The organism is Glycomyces amatae, from assembly GCF_020991375.1.
GTDB classification, from domain to species: domain Bacteria; phylum Actinomycetota; class Actinomycetes; order Mycobacteriales; family Micromonosporaceae; genus Glycomyces; species Glycomyces amatae.
The window spans coordinates 204,739-223,272 of sequence record NZ_JAJLQZ010000009.1 but is presented as its reverse complement, the minus strand read 5'-3'; the positions used below and the strand labels follow the sequence as shown (position 1 = coordinate 223,272).

Genomic DNA, 18,534 nt, shown 5'->3' with positions numbered 1-18,534 from the left:
ACCGGCGTAGGGTTCGCTTCCGTGACCGATGAGGCTTGGGAAGCGCGCTGCGCGGCATTGTGGGAACGGTTCGACGACATGGGCCGCGACGAGTTCGTGCAGGCCATGAAGGACCTCGCGGCCGAGTGCGGCCCCGACGACCCGGTGGCGCTGTTCGAGGTCGGCGGCGCCCACGACTCGACCGGGTACACCGAGGCCGCGGTCGGTTACTACGAGCGGGCCGTCGCCGCCGGGCTCTCGGGGGTGCGGCGGCGGCGCGTGTCGATCCAGATGGCGTCCTCGCTGCGCGAGACCGGGCGCCCCGAGCGGGCCCTGGCCCTCATCGAGGAGGAGAAGGCGCGCGGCTCGGACGGGTACGACGACGCCCTGGCCATGTGCGAGGCCCTGACGCTCGCGAAGCTCGGCCGCGACCGGGAGGGCCTGTCGGTCGCCCTGCGCGCCTTGGCCCCGCACCTGCCGCGGTACCAGCGGTCGACGGTGAACTACGCGCGGGCCCTGGTCGGCCTGGGCCCCCTCTGAGGGTCAGGCGACCGGGTCGGCCAGGACCGCCTCCAGGACGCGCTCCTGCTCCGGATCGGGCTCGGGGTGCGACAGGGTCATCACGAGCAGGGCCTTCCACAGGGTCCAGGCGCGGGCCCGGGCCCAGGTGCCCGCGTCCAGGCCCGCGGCCTCCCGGAAGGCCCGGCGGTCCCCGCCGGTGAAGTAGGTCCAGGCCATGGGGAGCTCGCAGGCGGGGTCGCCGACGCCGCAGGTGCCGAAGTCGATGAGCGCCGACAGCCGCCCGTCCTCGGTGAGGAGGTTCCCGGGGGCGATGTCGCCGTGGAACCACACCGGGTCCCCGGTCCAGACCGTTCGCATCCCCGCGGCCCACACCGCCGCGCACGCCGCGGTGTCGACGCGGCCCGCGAGGGTGTGCAGGTACTCCTGGAACTCGTCGGCGTAGGCGCTGGGGTGGCAGCCGCGGAAGAACGAGTGCCGGCCCCCGGCCGGGCCGTCGGCGGCGGGCACGGCCCGCAGGGTCCTCAACAGCGCGCCGAGGTCGGCGGCCAGGCGGGCCCGGTCGACGTCCGGTGCGTCCATGAGGGTCCGGCCCTCGATCCAGCGCCGGACCGACCACGGGTGCGGGTAGGCCGGGCCGGGGCGGCCGGTGGCGACCGGTTCGGGGACCGGGACCGGCAGGTGCGCCGCCAGCAGCGGCAGCCAGCGGTCCTCCTTGGCGACGGCCGCGACGTAGCCTTCGCCGCTGGGCAGGCGGACGGTGAGCTCGGTGCCGAGCCGGAAGGTGCGGTTGTCCCAGCCCTGGCGTTCGACCGGTGCCACCGGGAGGTCGGCCCAGGCCGGGAACTGGTCGGCGACCAGGTCGCGGACGAGGTCGGCGGTGATCTCAGGCATGGGGCTCCTTGGCGAGGTCGAGGATGCGGGCGGCGCGGGACCGCGGGTCGGCGGCCCGGACGCGGGCGATCGTGAAGCCGTACTCGGCGTAGGCCTCCAGGTGCAGCTGCTCGAAGCGGCGGGCGCCGGCGAGGTCGATGCGCCGGGCCGCGGTCGGGGTGACGAACCCGAGCAGGTCCAGGAACAGGACCCGCTCCCGGTAGGGGCGTTCGGTCCGGAGGCGGTCGAGTTCGGCGGCGAGGACGGGCCCGACGGGCCGGCCGGTGAAGCGGGCCAGCGCGAGCGTGCACACCGGGGACCGGTCGAAGTACTGGTCGGGGCCCGGGAGGGTCCCGGCGGCGAGGAGGCGGTCGCGTTGGAGGGCGGCGACCTCGTCGCAGAAGCCGTCCCGCTCCCACGGGGCGGCCTCGCCGGCCTCCTGGGCGGCGGCGATGCGGTCGGTGGCGGCCTCGGCCACGGTGGCGTGCCCGGCCGCGGCGAGCAGGCGCAGGACGGTGGTCTTGCCGGCGCCGGGGGCGCCGGTGAGGATGTGGCGGCGCACGGGCCTCCCGTTCTAGCTGTCGGTCAGGTGGCGGGCGGTGCGGACGACCGCCCGCCCGTTCGCGTCCAGGTGGTGGGCGAGGTGGTCGGCGGCGAGGCGGTACAGGGTCAGGGCGGCCCGGCAGCCGGCGTCGTGGCCCGCGCCGGTGACGCCGGCGGCGTCGTCCCACGCCCGCGCCCAGTCCGGGCCGGCCGCGGCGGCCAGGGCGTCCCACAGGGTGTTGTCGGAGTCCCATACGAGCCGGTGGGCCGCGGCCATGGGGTGGCCCAGTCGCAGGGCGAGGATCGCGCGGTTGGCGGCCGCGGCGCGGGCCCGGCCCGCCTCGAGCATTCCGGCGACCTTGTGGACCTCTTCGGCCAGGCCCACCAGTTCGCCCGCGGCCCACCGGTCCGCCTCGGGGCCGAGGCGGTCCCATGTCCATGCGCGCGCTGCGGCCTGGAGGGCGGCCAGGCGCCCGTCGGGGTCGTGCAGGAGGCGCGCGAAGCGCCAGGCCCCGGCGGCGGCGCCGGCCTCCCACGGGTGGTCGAGCGCCGCGGCGAGGGCCTCGGGGGTCTTGCGGGTGAGGGTGGCCATGCGGCCCTCCACGTGGCGGACCGCGACGCCCTCGCCGTCGGCGGCGATGACGAGGTCGATGTCGGAGCCGGGGTGGTCGGTGCCGTTGGCGAGGGAGCCGAGCAGGGCGATCCCGATCGCCTCGGGGGCGAGTTCGGCGGCGAGGCGGTCGGCGATGTCGAGGGCGTGCCGGGTGTGGTCCACGACCGGGAGTATGGACGACCGCGCCGATCCGGGTCGAATGGTTTTCCGGCCCGGCTACTCCAGGCCCCGGTAGTAGTCGATCTTCCCGGAGATGTAGTCGCGCTTGGCGTCCAGGTCGGCGATGCGCTCGTCCACGGCCTCGCGGTGGGTCCGCAGCAGTTCGATCCGCTCGGGCACCGTGGCGTCGCCGTCGCGGACCAGCTGCGCGAAGCGGCACATCTGCTCGATGGGCATGCCGGTGTCGCGCAGGCATTTGAGGGTGCCGAGCCATTCGAGGTGCGCCTCGGTGAAGCGGCGCTGGCCGGTGGGGGTGCGGTCGACGTCGTCGATGAGGCCCACGCGCTCGTAGTAGCGGAGGGTGTCCATGGAGAACCCGGAGCGGCGGGCGCACTCGCCGATCGTGTAGGCGGGGGCGGTGGGGGCGGCGGTCATGGGTATCGATGATACCGCCGCGAACCGCACGCCTCCTGCCTGCGGGTTTGCGTTGGAGTCCACTCCAAGTCCTAGCGTCGGAGCCACCTTCGAGGAGAGGAGACCGCTGTGGAGCGGATCGCATTGGGACCGGACGGCGTGGGCGTCTCGCGGCTGTGCCTGGGGGCGATGGCCCTGGGCGCGGTGCAGGACGAGGCGACGAGCTTCGCCATTCTGGACCGGTTCGTCGAACTGGGCGGCAATTTCATCGACACCGCCAACTGCTACATGTTCTGGGTCGAGGGCGGCACCGGGGACGAGTCGGAGCTGCTGCTGGGCCGCTGGCTGGCCGCGCGCGGCAACCGCGACGACCTGGTGATCGCCACGAAGGCGGGCCGCCGGCCCTCCTTCCCCGGCGGGGGCCTGGAGCACTCCGAGCCCTTGACGCCCGAGCGGATCGCCGCCGCGCTCGAGGAGTCCCTCGGGCGGCTGGGCACCGACCGGGTGGACCTGTTCTGGTCGCACCGCGACGACCGCGACACGCCCCTGGAGGCGACCGTCGCCGGGTTCGACGCGGTGGTGCGCGCCGGGAAGACGCGCCTGGTGGGGGCGTCGAACCACGTCGCGTGGCGCGTCGAACGGGCCCGGGCCCTCGCCGGGGCCGCCGGGGCGGCCGCCTACACGGCGATGCAGAACCGGTACTCGTACCTCCAGCCGCGCCCGGGCGCGGCCCTGCCCGAGGGCGGGCACGTGCACGCCGCGCCCACCGACCTCGACTATGCGGCGAGCACGCCGGGGATGGCGATCCTGACGTACTCCTCGCTCCTGTCGGGGGCCTACACCAACCCGGCCAAGGCGCCGGGGCCGCACTACGAGCACCCCGGGACGCAGGCCAGGCTGGCGGCGCTGGACGCGGTCTGCGCCGAGACGGGCGCGACGCGCAACCAGGTGGTGCTGGCGTGGCTGGCCGGGCACGAGGCGCCGGTGGTGCCGCTGGTGGGCGTCTCGAGCGTGGCGCAGCTCGAGGAGGCGGCCGCCGGGGTCGGGCTGAAGCTCGACCCCGACCAGTGGCGGCGCCTGACCGACGCCGCCTGACCTGCCGGGCGGTCCGGCCTATCCGTAGAAGGAGAGCCGGACCGTCCGGTCGGGGTTGTCGCGGTTGGTGTCGACCAGCAGCACCGACTGCCACGTCCCCAGGGCGAGGCGGCCGGAGACGACCGGGAGCGTGGCGTGCGGCGCGCACAGCGCGGGCAGCACGTGGTCCCTGCCGTGCCCGGTCGAGCCGTGCTGGTGGCGCCACCGGTCGGTGCGCGGCAGGAGGTCGCCGAGGGCGTCGAGGAGGTCCTCGTCCGACCCGGCGCCGGTCTCGATGACGGCGATGCCGGCCGTGGCGTGCGGGACGAACACGTTCAGCAGGCCCTCGCGGGCGCCGGTCTCGGACAGGAACGCCTCGCAGGCGGCGGTGAGGTTGTGGACGGTCTCGCGTCGTCCGGTGTGGACGGCGATGGTGGTGGTGCGGAACGCCGGGCTCATAAACGCCGATCTTGCCACGCCGGTGCGCACCGCGTCGTCACACCATGGCGGTAGGGTCGCATGACCGTCGAGGAGGAGGCACCGGTGGAGACCTATGTGGCACTGCTGCGGGGCGTGAACGTGGGCGGCCGCCGCAAGCTGCCGATGGCCGAGCTGCGCGCGGCCCTGACCGGGGCCGGGTTCGACCGGGTGCGCACCTACATCCAGTCGGGGAACGTCGTCCTCGACGCGGACGGCGCCGCCGAGGCGGTCGCCGCGGACGTGCGGGCGGTCATCGCCGGCCGGTTCGGGCACACCGTGCCGGTCGTGGTCCGCACCGCCGGCCAGATCGCCGCGGTCGCCGACGCCGACCCGTTCGCCGGCCGCGACCTGGACCCCGCGAAGGTCACCGTGTCCTTCCTGTCCGGCCCCGCCCCGGCCCTGGCCGTCCCGGCCGGGCAGCCCGAGGAGGCCGTCGCCGCAGGCACCGAGGTGTGGGTGTACTACCCCCGGGGGCAGGGCGCCTCGACACTGGAGCGCACCGCCTTCTGGAAGCCCCTGGCGGGCCTGGACGTCACCGCGCGGAACCTGCGCACCGTCCGCAGGCTGCGCGACATGGCCGCGGCCTAGCCGCCGGACCGATTGCGCGGCTTGGACTATGGTGGGACGCATGTCCGCAGAGATCACCGGTGTCGACTGGAGCGACCGCACCGTCGTCCTCGCCCCCGGCGCCGACCCGTACCGGGCCTACCTGGACTCGCTCGGGTCGGCCGAGTCGCGCCGGACCATGCGCGGATGCCTCGACCGCATCGCCCAGCTCCTGTCCGGCGACGCCGCCACGACCGGCGAGGGCCAGCCCTGGCACCTGCTGCGCTACGAGCACACCTCCCGCCTGCGGGCGGCGATGATCGACTCGGGCTGGTCGGGCGCGTACGTCAACAAGCACCTCGCGGCCCTGCGCCGGGTCCTCAAGGAGGCCTGGCGGCTCGACCTCATGGCCGCCGAGGACTACCAGCGGGCCTGCGACCTGCCGCCGGTCAAGGCCCAGCGGCTCCCGGTCGGCCAGGCCGTCGACGCCGAGGCCCTCGGCGCGGCCCTGTACGCGTGCGACGCCGACCCCGGCCCCGCCGGCGCCCGCGACGCCGCCGTGCTGGCCACGCTCTACTCCACCGGGTGCCGCCGCTCGGAGATCGCCTCGATGCGCCTGTCCGACTACGACCGAACCGAGCGCTCCATCCGCATCGTCGGCAAGGGCAACAAGGAGCGGGCCGTGTACGTCACCGAGGCCGCCCAGGCCCGGATCGAGCGGTGGACGGCCGTGCGCGGCAACGACCCCGGGGCCCTGTTCTGCCCCATCAACAAGGCCGGGCGGCTGCGCCGCACCGGCAACCGGCTCTCGGGCATGACCGGGCAGGCCATCGCCGACCTGCTCACCAAGCGCCTCATCGAGGCCGGGCAGCAGCGCCACACCCCGCACGACTTCCGCCGCACCTTCATCGGCGAGCTCCTGGACGCCGGCGTCGACCTGGCGATCACGCAGTCCCTGGTCGGGCACGCCTCCCCGGCGACGACGGCCCGCTACGACCGGCGCCCGGCCCGGCGCTCGCGCGAGGCGGTCGACCGGCTCCAGCTCCCCGAAGCGTGATGTCGCATCCTGGCTAGCCGATGTCGCACCCCGGGTGCACGCTTGGGGGCATGACGATCAACGCGGTCCACTCGTTCAACGAGGCGCAGCTCCAGGCCGCCGTCGCCGGGAGGGACGCCCGATTCGACGGCTGGGTGTTCCTGGCCGTGACCAGCACCGGCATCTACTGCCGGCCCTCGTGCCCGGCGGTCAAGCCCAAACGCGAGCACCAGCGGTTCTACGCCTCGGCGGCGGCCGCGCAGGAGGCCGGGTACCGGGCGTGCAAGCGGTGCCGGCCCGACGCCTCGCCCGGCTCCCCGGCGTGGGACTGGCGCTCGGACGTGTGCGCCCGCGCGATGCGCCTGATCGGCGAGGGCGTGGTCGACCGCGAGGGCGCCGCGGGCCTGGCCCGGCGCCTGGGCTACTCGCTGCGCCAGCTCGAGCGGCTCCTGATCGCCGAGGTCGGCGCGGGCCCGGCGGCCCTGGCCCGGGCCCAGCGGGCGCAGTGCGCGCGGACGCTCATCGAATCGACCGACCTGCCCATGGGCCAGGTCGCCTTCGCGGCCGGGTTCGCCTCCATCAGGGCGTTCAACCGCGTCGTCGCCGAGGTCTTCGCCTGCTCCCCCACCGAACTGCGCGCCAAGGCGAAAGACCCCGCGACCGGCGGGGGCGCGATCACGCTGCGCCTGGCCTACCGGGAGCCGTTCGAGCCGTCGAACCTGTTCGGGCACCTGGCCGCGGCGGCCGCCCCCGGCGTCGAGGAGTGGCGCGGCGGCGCCTACCGCAGGACCCTGCGCCTGCCCCACGGCCCCGGGACCGCCGCCCTGCGCCCGGGTCCGGGCTATGTCGAGTGCCGCCTGCGCGTGGCCGACCTGCGGGACGTGACCGCCGCCGTCGCCCGCTGCCGCCGGGCCCTGGACCTGGACCACGACCCGCACGCGCCCATGGAGGCGCTGGCGGCCGACCCGGTGCTCGCGCCCCTGGCGGCCAAGACCCCCGGCCGGCGGGTCCCGCGCAAGGCCGACGGCCCCGAGTACGCGATCCGGGCCGTGATCGGCCAGCAGATCGCCACCGCCTCGGCCGCCACGGTCGCCGCGCGCCTGGCCGAACGCTACGGCGAGGCGGTCGAGGACCCCGAGGGCGGCCTGGCCCGCCTGTTCCCGTCCCCGGCGGCCATCGCCGAGGCCGACCCCGGGCACCTGCCGATGCCCGCCTCCCGCAAGCGCACCGTCCTCGCCCTGGCGCGGGCACTCGCCGACGGGGTGGTCGACGTGGGCCCGGGCGCCGACTGGGCCCGGTCCCGGGCCGCGCTCGCGGCCGTCCCCGGAGTGGGGCCGTGGACGGTGGAGATGATCGCCATGCGGGCCCTGGGCGACCCGGACGCGTTCCCGGTCAAGGACCTCGGGGTGGTCAAGGGCGCGGCCGGGCTGGGGCTCGGCGCGGGCCGGGACCTGGAGGCCCGGTCGCAGGCGTGGCGGCCGTGGCGGTCCTACGCCGTGCAGTACCTGTGGGCCTCCAGCGAGCACCCGACGAACCGAATGCCCGACGACGAGAAGGCGAGTGTGCGATGAACGCAAGGCACCTGACGATGCAGTCCCCGCTGGGGCTGCTGGCGATAGCCGCCGTGGACGAGGGACTGACCTGCATCAACATGGGCGTGGAGGAGGTCGATGAGGCGTGGGGCCCCGAGGAGCCCACGCCGGTCCTGGAGGCGGCGGTCGACCAGATGGAGGCCTACTTCGCCGGGGACCTCAAGGAGTTCGACCTGCCGCTGGCGGCGGCCGGGACGCCGTTCCAGCGGCGCGTGTGGGCCGAGCTGGTGAAGATCCCCTACGGCGAGACCTGCTCCTACCTGGATGTGGCCCAGCGCCTGGGCGACCCGAAGGCGGTGCGGGCGGTCGGCCTGGCGAACGGGCGCAACCCGATCGCGATCGTCGTCCCCTGCCACCGGGTGATCGGCGCGAACGGGAAGCTCACCGGCTACGCCGGGGGCCTGTGGCGCAAGGAGCGGCTGCTGTCGCTCGAACGCGGCGAGCCGGCCCTGTTCGCCTGACGACCGGCCGGGCCCCGCGGACGCGCATGACCGCGGGGTCTCACCGGTCGTCAGGCCCTGCCGGACGAGGGCGCGCGGCCCGCCGCCGCCAGCAGCGCCGCGAGCGCGAGCACGCCGCCGGCCCACATCACCGAGGTCACGCCGAAACCGTCCGCGATCCGCCCTCCGGCCAGCGCCCCCAACGCGATCGCCCCGTTGAAGACGCCGACGAACAGTGAGGACACGCCTTCGCGGGCGTCCGGCGCCGCCGCCAGCAGCCAGGTCTGGGTCGCCACCGAGACGCCGCCGTACGCCAGCCCCCACACCGCCATCAGGGCGCCCGCCGCGAGCGGCGACCCGCCCACCGCGGGAAGCAGCAGCACCGAGGCCGCCAGCACCGCGGCGATCACCTGGAGCGTCCCGCGCGGCGACCGGGCGGCCCCGGCGCCCGCGGCGGCATTGCCCGCGACGCCGGCGACACCGTAGGCCAGCAGCAGGGTGCCGATCATCCCGGCGCCGACCCCCGGCACCGTCTCCAGGACCGGCCGCACGTACGTGTAGGCCGCGAAGTGCCCGGTGACCAGGAACGCCACCACGAGCAGGCCGATGCGCACCCTCGGTCCACCGGCCAGGCGCAGCACGCCGCCCAGGCGGACCGGGCCCTCGGCGGGCAGCTTCGGCAGCAGCACCGCCATCGCGACGAGCACCAGGACCGGCGGACCCGTTCGGCGCGGTGCGCCGCGGCGAGGTCGACCTCGCGGTGGTGCTCCTGCCGGTGGAGGAGGACGACCTCGTCCTGGGGCGGGTCTTCTCGAAGCAGCCGCAGACGCTCGCGGTCGCCGCCGGCCACGCGCTCGCCGCCCGCGGCGGCGTGGGCGCGGAAGCGCTCGCCGAGCTCCCGCTGGTCGAGGCCGTGGGCCCGGCGCCGGAGTACTGGCGCCGGGCCCAGGCGCCGCGGGAGACCCCCGGAGGGCTGCGGGTCCCCGCCGGGCCCGCCGTCCGGACGCTGCAAGAGGGACTCGCACTGGTGGCGGCCGATCGGGGGGCGATGCTCCTGTGCCGGTCGACCGCCGACTACTACGGCCGCCGCGACGTCGCGTTCGTCCCGGTCGCCGGGCTCGAGGACTCCTTCCTCGGCCTCGTCTGGCACCGCGACCGCGAGACCGCGCGCACCCGGGCCTTCGCGGCGCAGCTCGCCGCGGCCTAGGTGTGATGTTCAGGGACGTTGTTCCGCGGTTGTAGCGGATTCGTGTGACAGGTGAAGGCCTCCGGGAGTGAAGTGGAGCTGTCAAGTGCACTGCTTCACGACCTGGAGGCCTTCATGTCCCACGCTGACGCAGCCCTGACCCCGCGCGCCCGTCTCCGGAGGGTCCGGCGACCCGGTGACGTCCATCGGCCGGACGCCGCGCGGCGTCCTGGCCTAGAGGAGGGTGACGGCGAGGTCGACGGTGACCGCGTCGTCGGTGACGACGATGGTCGCCGACCAGCACGACTCGGGGCCGCACCCGGCCGGGATGATCCCCGAGGCGTTCCCCGCGGGCGTGGCCCCGGCCAGCAGGGGCGCGTCCATGCCGTTGGCGTCGATGAACTCGCCGAAGGCCTCGGCGGGGATCTCGACGCTGATCTCCGCGCGGTCACCGGGGGTGGGCGGCTGCATCTGGGCCAGGTCGGCGTCGAGGACGTCCGTCCCGTCGGGGAAGTCCAGGCGGGTGGCCTCGGCGACCGTGCCGATCCCCGGCTGCGGGCCGCCCTGGAGCGCCCAGGCGACGCCCCAGACCGCGGCGAGGAGCCCGGCGAGGACGACCGCGAGCCAGACCGCGGCGATCAGGGCGCGGCGGACGGTGGGGGCCGGCGGGGAGACCATGGCCGCGACCCTACCCCAGGCCGGTGCGTGCCCGCCTCGTATACGGGGCCGCTGTCAGACCCTGTTCATGAACTCCCGGGGCGGTGGCATCCGAGTTCATTGGTTCGGTCGCAAGGCGGCAGGCGCTCCAGACACCGGTGCTGTACCTGGAGCGCCGACGACGCGGCGAGCGGGCCAGGAGGCCGGATGCCGCCCCGCGCAGTTCGTGAACGGGGCCTAAAGGCCGCTGACGGTCTCGGGGGCCCGCTCGCTCCGGGCCAGGGCCCGCACCAGCGCGGCCTGCCCGTGGCGCTTGGCGGACAGCCGGGTGAGCATGTGCGCGGCGGTGTCGAAGGCGTCCTGGTCGAACACGGGGGTGTCCACGCCCACCGAGTGCGCCAGGTCGTCGGTGTGGACGACGAGTTCCAGGATGCGGGTGTGCAGGAAGTCGTGGAGCGTCGTCGCATAGGGCCAGCGCGTGTTGCCGCTGATGCGGGACCCGTCCAGGCCCGGCAGGGCCGCCTCGAGCTCGGCCAGGGCCTCCCGGGCCTGGTCCAGGACGGCGTCGGGGCCGCGCTGGGCGGCCTCTTCACCGCCGGCCCGGATGGCGGCGTTGGCGTCGCCCTCGGTGCCGGTGCCCACCCAGGCGGCCCGGTCGTAGTGCTCGAACAGGCCGATGAGCGGCTTGCCGGCGTAGTCGGCGGCGAGCGCGCCGGTGACGGAGGTGACCTGCTGGGCGAGGTGGGCGGCCAGGCCGCCGACGGTGAACCCCTCCAGCGCGGAGGGCCCGTCCCAGGCGCCGGCGACGGCCGGGTCCTCCAGGAGGCCGAGGGCGGTGCGGGCGGCGGCGAGGTACTGGCTCGGGGTGTCGGTCATGACGGTCCTTTCGCTACTGCACGGAGACGTGGACGTGGTTGGTGTGGTCCCCCGCGGGGGTGCCGTCGGCGCCGGAGTAGGAGCGCCAGCCCCCGCCGGGCGACCAGAACTGGCGGTACCAGATGACGTACTCGATGTCGAGGGCGTCGGCGTTGTTGACGTACCAGGCGGCGAGCTGGTCGCCGTAGGCCTTGTCGTCGCCGGAGGCGTCCGAGTTCTGGAAGCCGGAGGCGTCGGCCGCCCAGTCGCAGGCGCGCCCCAGCGGGTGCTCGCCCGAGCCGCCGGAGCGGTAGCAGGACACGTAGTGGTCGAACCCGGCCTCCTTGGTCTCGTTGTAGACGTGGAGCGTGGCCGGGGTCAGGCACCCGGAGGTGGTGGGGTCGTCCTCGGTGCAGCCGCCGCCACCGCCGGGACCGCCCTCGGCGGCCGGGGCGCCCCCGTCGGAGCCGGGCCCGGAGGCCTCCTCGGCGCGTAGCGCCTCGAGCTCCTCCTCGAGGTCCTCCTGGGCCTTCTCGGCGTCCTCGAGGGCATCGGCGGCGTCGGCCGCGACGTCGTCGTGGGCGGCCTGCTCGGCCTCCAGCTGCGTGAGGATCTCGCCGGCCTCGGTCAGGAGCGCGGCCCGCTCGTCGCCGAGGAACCCGGTGTAGGTCATCGCGTCGATGAGGTCGCGCGAGTCGCTCGCCGAGAGGATCGCGTTGGTCTGCTGGAGGTCGCCCTCGGTGTGCAGGTAGAGGGCGTACTCGTTGAGGTCGACGCGCAGCTCCTCGAAGCGGGCCTGGGTGTCGGCGATCTGGGCCTCGAGCTCGGCCGTGCGCGCCTCGGCGGCGTCGACCTGGTCCTGGGCGTCGTTGACGGCCGCGATGGCGTCGGCGAGGTCGGCCTCGAGGGTCTCCTCGTCGGGTTCGGCGGCGGCCGGCACCGGGAAGAGCGCCACGAGCGCGGCGAGGAGGACGGCGGAGAGGATCTTGTTGCGCACGGTGGGAGGTGGTGCCTTCCGGACGGTCCAGGGCCCGAGCCCCGGCAGGGGTCGTGGTTACAGGTCGAGGTCGATCACGAGGGGGGCGTGGTCGGAGGCGCCCTTGCCCTTGCGTTCGTTGCGGTCGACGTAGGCGTCGGTGACGGCTGCGGCGAACGCGGGGTTGGCCAGGGCCAGGTCGATGCGCAGGCCCCGGTTCTTCGGGAAGTCGAGGTTGCGGTAGTCCCAGTACGTGAACGGCCACTCGTACTTGAGGGCCCGCGGGAACACGTCGGCCAGCCCGGCCGCCTTGACCGCGTCGAGCGCGGCCCGCTCCTGGGGGGTGACGTGGGTGGTGCCGGTCCACGCCGCGGCGTCCCACAGGTCGTCGTCGGTCGGGCAGATGTTGTAGTCGCCGACCGCGGCGAACGGCGTCTCGCCGCGGGCGTCGGCGGCCGCGTCGGCCGCGAGCGCCTTGAGGAACGCGAGCTTGTACGGGAAGTGCGGGTCGGCGACGTCGCGCCCGTTGGGCAGGTACAGCGACTGGACGCGGACGGGACCGCAGGTGGCGGTGATGGCGCGCGGCTCGGTCGCGTCGGCGAAGTCGGGCTGGTCGGCGAGGCCGGTGCGCACGTCGCTGATGCCGACCCGCGAGAGGATCGCGACGCCGTTCCAGCGGCCGGTGCCCCAGGCGGCGGTCTCATACCCCGCGTCGGCGATGGCCTCGACGGGGACATCGGCGGTGGCGCATTTGAGCTCTTGGAGGCACACCACGTCCGGGGAGGCGGACTCGAGCCAGGCCAGGAGCCGGTCGAGCCGCGCTTTGAGCGAGTTGATGTTCCACGTGGCCACGCGCATGGGCCTCACCCTACTCGCCCCGGGTCAGTTCGCGGCCGGACCGGGGGTGCGCGGGCGGGCGTCGGCCACTTCGGAGCCGGGGACCGCGGCGGCGGGCGCGGCGGCGGGGCCGACGGCGACGGCCAGGAGCCCGAACCCGAGGGCGATGGTGAACCCGGGGATGGCGATCCCGGAGTCGTTGACCAGGGCGCCGATGACGGCGACGGCGGTCAGGCCGATCACGGCCGCGGCGACGGCGTCGCGTCCGATCGGGGCGCGGCGGCGCCAGATGACGAACGCGCCGATGAGGGCGGCCAGGGAGATCCACGTCAGCGAGTTGCCGATGGTGCCGATGGCGGCGTCGGCCTTGCGGATGAGGATCTGGGCCGCCGAGCCGTCCAGGACGGAGGCGACGAACCGGCCCAGGTGGGTCTGGTCCTCCTCGGGCCGCAGGTAGTCGAGGAACCCGGCGACGGCGAACACGCCGAAGGCGATGCCGCCGGCGGCCGCGAGCGCGGCGATCGACAGCCGGCGCCCCCACAGTTTCAGGCAGGTGAGGATCCCGGCGGCGACGAGGGTGAGGGTGCCGCCCATGTCGCGCCCGAGCATGGGGGCGCCGACGATGACCACGGCGCACACGCCGATGGCGACCGGCCCCCAGATGCGGGCCCGGCCCCGCCAGGGCGTGAAGGCGACCAGCAGGATGACCGCGGCCGCGAGGACCGAGAACGCGTAGTTCCCCAGGCCGGTGAAGCGGGCCCCGGCCTGCGCGGTGTACCCCATGGGCGTGTGCAGGGGCCAGGTGGCGCCCGAGACCTGGTCGACGGCGATGAGCCCGGCGGCGATCCCGGCCACCAGGAGCGCCGGTCGCGCCCCGCGGCGCGTCCACGGCAGCGAGGCGGCGATCGTGACGGCGGCGGTCCCGGCGGCGATGAGCCCCCAGAACATCAGCGTCGGGTGCTCGGACCGCCACCACGGGGGGATGCCGGCGGCCACGCCGGCGACCGGGACGGCGGCGACCGCGATGCAGACGGTGCGCGCCAGGCCCCGGAACCGGTCGGTCCCGCACAGCAGCCACACCGCGGCCGCGACCATGACGCACCCGATCGCCGAGAGGGTCACGTAGAACGGCCAGGAGACCTCGGCGACGGCACTGGAGGCGGCGGTCTCGTCGACGCCGGTGGCGACGGCCTCGCCGCTGGTGCGATCGGGGTCGGGCAGGACGGTGACGGGGGCGCCGGCGACGGTGGAGGGCAGGTCGGCGCCGACCACGGCCAGGGCGGTGGCGGTGAGGTCGACGAGCTGGACGTACCCGTCGCGGCCGGTGGTCGAGGAGGTCAGGCCGCCGGCCTCGACGCCGGCGCCGGTGTAGAGGACCGGGTGCAGGGCCGAGGGCGCCGAGGCGTCGGCGATGCCGGCGACCATGAGCCGCCACCCCTCGGGCAGGCGGTCGTCGACGTCGCCGACCGCGTCGTCGGCGGCCCCGGCGGCGGCGGCGCGGACCGGGTCGGCCTCGGGCGCGATCTCCCCGGGCTCGTCCTCGCCGCCGGTCTCGTCGGTGCCGACCTCGGTGTCGTCCTCGCCGAGCTGGTCGTAGTCGGTGGCGGTGTCCGGGGCGTTGTCGGCGGTGTCGCCGATGACGACGCCGGGGTCGACGATGACGATGTCGCAGGTGTCCATGGCCGCGCCGAGGGCGTCGAGCCCCGGCGCCCAGAACGCGATGCGCCCTGCGGTGTCGGCCGCCGCGAGGGCGGCGCCGTCGCCGATGCCGGCCACGCACGACCCCGGTTCGACCTCGAGCGGCGGTTCGGCGGCCTCGCGGGCGGCGGCCATGTCGGCGACCGCGTCCGCCAGCGACCCCAGCCGCGCCCCGTAGTTGAACGCGCTGTTGGCCTCGACCAGGTCGGGCCAGGCCGGGACGGTCCACGCCCCGTCCTCCCCGGTCGGCGCCGCCAGCTGCGACTGCGCCTCGCACTGGGCGTCGCGGGGCGCGGCGCCGCCGGCCCGCTCCCCGGCGCCCAGGCTCACCCAGGCGGCCTCGGGGCACGTCCACGACCCGATGGTGCGCGCGCTCATCGCGGCCGAGGCGCCCTCGCCGGCCATGTCCCACAGGTGCGGGGTGGTCTCGGGGTCGATGTCGGACCAGGCCAGGCCCGGGATGCCGACGATGATGATCCCCTCGGCCTCGGGTTCGGCCGCGGCGGCGGTCCCGGGGACGGCCAGCGCCGCCACCGCGGCGGCCAGGCCGGCCGCGGCCAGGCGTACCCGTGCACTGCCCCAGGGCATTCGCGCCCGCGCCACCGTCGTCATGCCACGTAGTCTATGGGGTCCTCGCGTCCGGTCCCGGTCCCTCCCGCGCCGCGGCCGGGCCCGCCGGGCCCTGCGGGTTAGGGTGGGCGCATGCGCACCATCGCCACCGCCAACGTCAACGGGATCCGCGCCGCCGCCAAGAAGGGCATCGTGCCCTGGCTCAACACCGTCGCAGCCGACGTGGTGCTGCTCCAGGAGGTCCGCGCCGACGAGCACCAGATCCCGCCCGAGGCCCTGGCGGCCGGCGGGTGGCACTGGGTGATCGCGCCCTCCCTCGCCGCGAAGGGCCGCGCCGGCGTGGCCGTCCTCACCCGCGAGGCGCCCGAGGCCGCCCGCATCGGCTTCGAGTCGGACGAGTTCGACACGCACGGCCGCTACGCCGAGGTCGACCTGCCCGGCCTCACCGTCGCCAGCCTCTACCTGCCCTCGGGGGAGACCGACACGCCCCGCCAGGTCGAGAAGGAGCGGTTCATGGCCGTCTTCGCCGACTACCTCGTCGCCGCCGCCGCCCGCGCCGCCGCCTCGGGCCGCGAGCTGCTGGTGTGCGGGGACTGGAACATCGCCCACGCCGAGGCCGACCTGAAGAACTGGAAGGCCAACAAGAAGTCCGCCGGGTTCCTCCCGGTCGAACGCGACTGGCTCACCGCCTTGTACGGCACGCACGGGTTCATCGACGTCGTCCGCTCCCTCCACCCCGGCGTCGAGGGCCCCTACTCGTGGTGGTCCTACCGGGGCCGCGCCTTCGACAACGACACCGGCTGGCGCATCGACCTGCACGTCGCCACGCCCGGCCTCGCCGCGAAGGCCGTCAAGGCCTGGGTCGACCGCGCCGCCAGCCACGACGCCCGCTGGTCCGACCACGCCCCCGTCCTGGTCACCTACGACCACTAGCGGCGGGCCCCGGCTGGCCGACCGGTAGGCCGGCCGGGCACCATTGACCCCTGTGAGCCTCATCGACTACCTGCCCGCGAGCGACGCGCCCGAACCCGACGACGTCTACACCGCCTTCGCCCAATGGGCCGACGACGCAGGGATCGTCCTCTACGAGCACCAGGAAGAGGCCCTCCTGGCCATCTGCACCGGCCAGAACACCATCGTCGCCACCCCCACCGGCTCGGGCAAGTCCCTCATCGCCGCCGCCGCCCACTTCAACGCCCTCGCCAACCAGCGCACCTCCTTCTACACCGCCCCGATCAAAGCGCTCGTCTCGGAGAAGTTCTTCGAACTGTGCGACCAGTTCGGGCACGAGAACGTCGGCATGCTCACCGGCGACGCCGCCGTCAACCCCGACGCGCCGCTGATCTGCTGCACCGCCGAGATCCTCGCCAACCTGGCCCTGCGCGAGGGCGCCGCCCTCGACTGCGACTCGGTCGTGGCCGACGAGTTCCACTTCTACGCCGAGCCCGACCGCGGCTGGGCCTGGCAGGTCCCCCTCCTCGAACTCCACCGCGCCCAGTTCACCCTCATGTCCGCCACCCTCGGCGACACGGCGTTCTTCCAGGAGGACCTGACCCGCCGCACCGGCCGCGAGACCGCCCTGGTCGCCTCCGCCACCCGCCCGGTCCCCCTCCACTACGAATACCGCAAGACCCCCCTCCACGAGACCGTCGAGAACCTCGCAGGCGCCGACCGCGCCCCCGCCTACATCGTGCACTTCACGCAGGCCGCGGCCCTGGACACCGCCCAGGCCCTCTCGAGCCTCAACCTGGTCGACAAGGACGCCAAGGCCGCCATCGGCGCGGCGCTGGGCGGGTTCCGGTTCACCACCAAGTTCGGGCAGACCCTCGCCCGCCTGGTCCGCTCCGGCATCGGCGTCCACCACGCCGGGATGCTCCCCAAGTACCGGCGCCTGGTCGAACGCCTCGCCCAGCAGGGCCTGCTCAAGATCATCTGCGGCACCGACACCCTCGGCGTGGGCATCAACGTGCCCATCCGCACCGTCGTCTTCACCGGCCTGACCAAGTACGACGGCCGCCGCACCCGGCGCCTGCGGTCCCGCGAGTTCCACCAGATCGCCGGCCGGGCCGGGCGCGCCGGCTACGACGTGGAGGGCTTCGTCGTCTGCCAGGCCCCCGAGCACGTCATCGAGAACGAGAAGGCCATGGCCAAGTTCGGGCTCGACCCGAAGAAGCGCAAGAAGATGGCCAAGAAGAAACCCCCCGAGGGGTTCGTCGGCTGGTCCGACGAGACCTTCGCGGCCCTCGCCGAGGCGCCGCCCGAGGCGCTGGTGTCGCGCATGCGCATGACCCACGCCATGCTCATCAACCTCCTGGGCCGCGGCGGCGACACCTTCGAGCACGTGCGCACCCTCATCGAGGACTCCCACGCCGACCGCGCCACCCAGCTGAAGATGGCCCGCACCGCGCTCACCATCGCCCGGACCCTGCGCGAGGCCGGGATCATCACCATCGACGAGGGCACCGTGAAGCTCACCGTCGACCTGCCCGACCACTTCGCGCTCAACCAGCCGCTCGCGCCGTTCGCGCTCGCCGCCCTCGAACTGCTCGACCCCGAGTCGGACACGTACCCCATGGACGTCGTCTCCATCGTCGAGTCCACCCTGGAGGGTCCCGGGCAGATCCTCGCCGCCCAGCGCAACAAGGCCAAGGGCGAGGCGATCGCGGCGATGAAGGCCGAGGGCCTGGACTACTACGACCGCATGAACCAGCTCGAGGACACCGAGGTCGACTACCCCAAGCCGCTGGCCGACCTCCTCGACGAGGCCTTCGACGCCTACAAGGCCGGTCACCCGTGGGCCGCCGACTACCAGCTCGAGCCCAAGTCGATCCTCCGCGAGATCTGGGAGGGCCGCCTCAGCTTCGGCGAGTACATCGGCCTGTACGGGCTGCCCCGCGCCGAGGGCCTGCTGCTGCGCTACCTCTCCAGCGCCTACAAGGCCCTGGTCCAGACCCTCCCGGAGGACACCGGCGGGCCCGAGCTCGACGACCTGTCGGCGTGGCTGGGCGAGACGATCCGCCAGACCGACTCCTCGCTCATCAACGAGTGGGAGCAGCTGACCAACCCGGCCGACCAGGAGGAGGAGATCGACACCGGCCGGCCGGCGCGGGCCTTCACCGACAACGAGCGGGCCTTCACCATCGCGGTGCGCAACGCCGCGTTCCGCCATGTCGAGCTCGCCGCCGCCGACCGCGTCGACGCCCTCGCCGCCCTGGAGACCGGCTGGCCGACCGCGAAGTGGGACGCGGCCCTGGAGGCGTACTTCGCCGCCCACGACGACATCGGCACCACCGGTGCCGCGCGCGGCGCCGAGTTCCTCGACATCGCCAAGACCGGGCGGACCTGGACGGTCCGCCAGACCGTCGACGACCCCGCCGGGGACCGCGACTGGGCGATGGTCTTCACCGTCGACCTCGACGCCTCCGACGAGACCGGCACGGTGGTCATGGCCGTGCAGGACTTCTCCGACCAGCGGTGAACCGCAGGG

19 protein-coding genes and 1 pseudogene are annotated in these 18,534 nt (G+C 74.7%); 9 read left to right on the top strand and 11 right to left on the bottom strand.

The features are described 5' to 3' along the window. Positions 1-21: 21 nt before the first annotated feature. On the top strand, positions 22-519 hold the full coding sequence (locus LO763_RS16165) for a tetratricopeptide repeat protein (RefSeq protein ID WP_230786175.1): 498 nt from the start codon (positions 22-24) through the stop codon (positions 517-519). Between the two features lie 3 nt (positions 520-522). On the opposite strand, the gene LO763_RS16160 is transcribed toward LO763_RS16165, so the two are convergent. The 4 genes from LO763_RS16160 to LO763_RS16145 are packed head-to-tail and all read right to left on the bottom strand — an operon-like array spanning position 523 to position 3,121. Beyond that, positions 523-1,392 (bottom strand): aminoglycoside phosphotransferase family protein, encoded by an 870-nt coding sequence (locus LO763_RS16160; RefSeq protein WP_230786173.1) that lies wholly within the window; start codon positions 1,390-1,392, stop codon positions 523-525. Then, complete coding sequence (locus LO763_RS16155; protein ID WP_230786172.1) at positions 1,385-1,933, bottom strand: AAA family ATPase; 549 nt, start codon at positions 1,931-1,933, stop codon at positions 1,385-1,387. The genes LO763_RS16160 and LO763_RS16155 overlap by 8 nt, the downstream gene beginning before the upstream one ends. Positions 1,934-1,945: 12 nt before the next feature. Then, positions 1,946-2,689 carry a nucleotidyltransferase domain-containing protein gene (locus LO763_RS16150; protein ID WP_230786170.1) on the bottom strand — a complete coding sequence of 248 codons (744 nt, stop codon included), beginning with the start codon at positions 2,687-2,689 and terminating at the stop codon, positions 1,946-1,948. A 54-nt stretch (positions 2,690-2,743) separates the two neighbouring features. Beyond that, a complete protein-coding gene (locus LO763_RS16145) occupies positions 2,744-3,121 on the bottom strand; it encodes a MerR family transcriptional regulator (RefSeq protein WP_230786168.1) in 378 nt (125 codons plus the stop codon). Between the two features lie 108 nt (positions 3,122-3,229). On the opposite strand from LO763_RS16145, the gene LO763_RS16140 reads away from it, so the two are divergent. After that, positions 3,230-4,195: an aldo/keto reductase gene (locus tag LO763_RS16140; RefSeq protein WP_230786167.1), complete on the top strand. Its 966-nt coding sequence runs from the start codon at positions 3,230-3,232 to the stop codon at positions 4,193-4,195. A gap of 18 nt (positions 4,196-4,213) precedes the next feature. On the opposite strand, the gene LO763_RS16135 is transcribed toward LO763_RS16140, so the two are convergent. Further along, on the bottom strand, positions 4,214-4,633 hold the full coding sequence (locus tag LO763_RS16135) for a secondary thiamine-phosphate synthase enzyme YjbQ (protein WP_230786165.1): 420 nt from the start codon (positions 4,631-4,633) through the stop codon (positions 4,214-4,216). A gap of 60 nt (positions 4,634-4,693) precedes the next feature. Here LO763_RS16135 and LO763_RS16130 point away from each other — a divergent pair, with 60 nt between their 5' ends. From LO763_RS16130 to LO763_RS16115, 4 genes are read left to right on the top strand one after another with little or no spacing between them, the layout of a single operon-like run. Further along, complete coding sequence (locus LO763_RS16130; protein ID WP_230786164.1) at positions 4,694-5,242, top strand: DUF1697 domain-containing protein; 549 nt, start codon at positions 4,694-4,696, stop codon at positions 5,240-5,242. A 40-nt stretch (positions 5,243-5,282) separates the two neighbouring features. Continuing rightward, positions 5,283-6,257 (top strand): tyrosine-type recombinase/integrase, encoded by a 975-nt coding sequence (locus LO763_RS16125; protein ID WP_230786162.1) that lies wholly within the window; start codon positions 5,283-5,285, stop codon positions 6,255-6,257. Positions 6,258-6,307: 50 nt separating this feature from the next. Next, positions 6,308-7,807: a DNA-3-methyladenine glycosylase 2 family protein gene (locus LO763_RS16120; RefSeq protein WP_230786161.1), complete on the top strand. Its 1,500-nt coding sequence runs from the start codon at positions 6,308-6,310 to the stop codon at positions 7,805-7,807. Next, entirely contained in the window at positions 7,804-8,289 is a 486-nt protein-coding gene (locus LO763_RS16115; RefSeq protein WP_230786159.1) for a methylated-DNA--[protein]-cysteine S-methyltransferase, read from the top strand. The genes LO763_RS16120 and LO763_RS16115 overlap by 4 nt, the downstream gene beginning before the upstream one ends. Positions 8,290-8,339: 50 nt before the next feature. On the opposite strand, the gene LO763_RS16110 is transcribed toward LO763_RS16115, so the two are convergent. Next, on the bottom strand, positions 8,340-8,975 hold the full coding sequence (locus LO763_RS16110) for an MFS transporter (RefSeq protein ID WP_230786157.1): 636 nt from the start codon (positions 8,973-8,975) through the stop codon (positions 8,340-8,342). An 8-nt stretch (positions 8,976-8,983) separates the two neighbouring features. Between LO763_RS16110 and LO763_RS16105 the strand changes: the two are divergent. Continuing rightward, positions 8,984-9,475, top strand: a pseudogene (locus tag LO763_RS16105) (LysR substrate-binding domain-containing protein); the annotation flags it as partial. Between the two features lie 213 nt (positions 9,476-9,688). Here LO763_RS16105 and LO763_RS16100 read toward each other — a convergent pair. The 5 genes from LO763_RS16100 to LO763_RS16080 all read right to left on the bottom strand — a co-directional run bounded on the left by LO763_RS16100 (position 9,689) and on the right by LO763_RS16080 (position 15,089). Then, entirely contained in the window at positions 9,689-10,132 is a 444-nt protein-coding gene (locus LO763_RS16100) for a hypothetical protein (RefSeq protein ID WP_230786147.1), read from the bottom strand. A 216-nt stretch (positions 10,133-10,348) separates the two neighbouring features. Continuing rightward, positions 10,349-10,987, bottom strand: coding sequence for a maleylpyruvate isomerase N-terminal domain-containing protein (locus LO763_RS16095; protein WP_230786145.1), 639 nt, complete (start codon positions 10,985-10,987; stop codon positions 10,349-10,351). A gap of 13 nt (positions 10,988-11,000) precedes the next feature. Beyond that, positions 11,001-11,963, bottom strand: coding sequence for a VldE C-terminal domain-containing protein (locus LO763_RS16090; RefSeq protein ID WP_230786128.1), 963 nt, complete (start codon positions 11,961-11,963; stop codon positions 11,001-11,003). Positions 11,964-12,020: 57 nt separating this feature from the next. After that, positions 12,021-12,800, bottom strand: a complete 780-nt coding sequence (locus LO763_RS16085) for an exodeoxyribonuclease III (RefSeq protein ID WP_230786126.1) — start codon at positions 12,798-12,800, stop codon at positions 12,021-12,023. A 24-nt stretch (positions 12,801-12,824) separates the two neighbouring features. Then, complete coding sequence (locus tag LO763_RS16080; protein ID WP_230786125.1) at positions 12,825-15,089, bottom strand: hypothetical protein; 2,265 nt, start codon at positions 15,087-15,089, stop codon at positions 12,825-12,827. 90 nt (positions 15,090-15,179) lie between these two features. Between LO763_RS16080 and LO763_RS16075 the strand changes: the two genes are divergently transcribed. Next, a complete protein-coding gene (locus LO763_RS16075) occupies positions 15,180-15,980 on the top strand; it encodes an exodeoxyribonuclease III (RefSeq protein WP_230786123.1) in 801 nt (266 codons plus the stop codon). A gap of 52 nt (positions 15,981-16,032) precedes the next feature. Further along, entirely contained in the window at positions 16,033-18,525 is a 2,493-nt protein-coding gene (locus LO763_RS16070) for a DEAD/DEAH box helicase (protein ID WP_230786122.1), read from the top strand. The last annotated feature ends 9 nt before the right edge of the window (positions 18,526-18,534 follow it).

What these genes read in the sequence shown, in the direction of transcription:
- LO763_RS16160 (WP_230786173.1), bottom strand. Translation starts at nt 1,392, where the DNA reads ATGCCTGAGATCACCGCCGACCTCGTCCGCGACCTGGTCGCCGACCAG.
- LO763_RS16145 (WP_230786168.1), bottom strand. Translation starts at nt 3,121, where the DNA reads ATGACCGCCGCCCCCACCGCCCCCGCCTACACGATCGGCGAGTGCGCC.
- LO763_RS16135 (WP_230786165.1), bottom strand. Translation starts at nt 4,633, where the DNA reads ATGAGCCCGGCGTTCCGCACCACCACCATCGCCGTCCACACCGGACGA.
- LO763_RS16130 (WP_230786164.1), top strand. Translation starts at nt 4,694, where the DNA reads ATGACCGTCGAGGAGGAGGCACCGGTGGAGACCTATGTGGCACTGCTG.
- LO763_RS16125 (WP_230786162.1), top strand. Translation starts at nt 5,283, where the DNA reads ATGTCCGCAGAGATCACCGGTGTCGACTGGAGCGACCGCACCGTCGTC.
- LO763_RS16120 (WP_230786161.1), top strand. Translation starts at nt 6,308, where the DNA reads ATGACGATCAACGCGGTCCACTCGTTCAACGAGGCGCAGCTCCAGGCC.
- LO763_RS16115 (WP_230786159.1), top strand. Translation starts at nt 7,804, where the DNA reads ATGAACGCAAGGCACCTGACGATGCAGTCCCCGCTGGGGCTGCTGGCG.
- LO763_RS16100 (WP_230786147.1), bottom strand. Translation starts at nt 10,132, where the DNA reads ATGGTCTCCCCGCCGGCCCCCACCGTCCGCCGCGCCCTGATCGCCGCG.
- LO763_RS16095 (WP_230786145.1), bottom strand. Translation starts at nt 10,987, where the DNA reads ATGACCGACACCCCGAGCCAGTACCTCGCCGCCGCCCGCACCGCCCTC.
- LO763_RS16085 (WP_230786126.1), bottom strand. Translation starts at nt 12,800, where the DNA reads ATGCGCGTGGCCACGTGGAACATCAACTCGCTCAAAGCGCGGCTCGAC.
- LO763_RS16080 (WP_230786125.1), bottom strand. Translation starts at nt 15,089, where the DNA reads ATGACGACGGTGGCGCGGGCGCGAATGCCCTGGGGCAGTGCACGGGTA.
- LO763_RS16075 (WP_230786123.1), top strand. Translation starts at nt 15,180, where the DNA reads ATGCGCACCATCGCCACCGCCAACGTCAACGGGATCCGCGCCGCCGCC.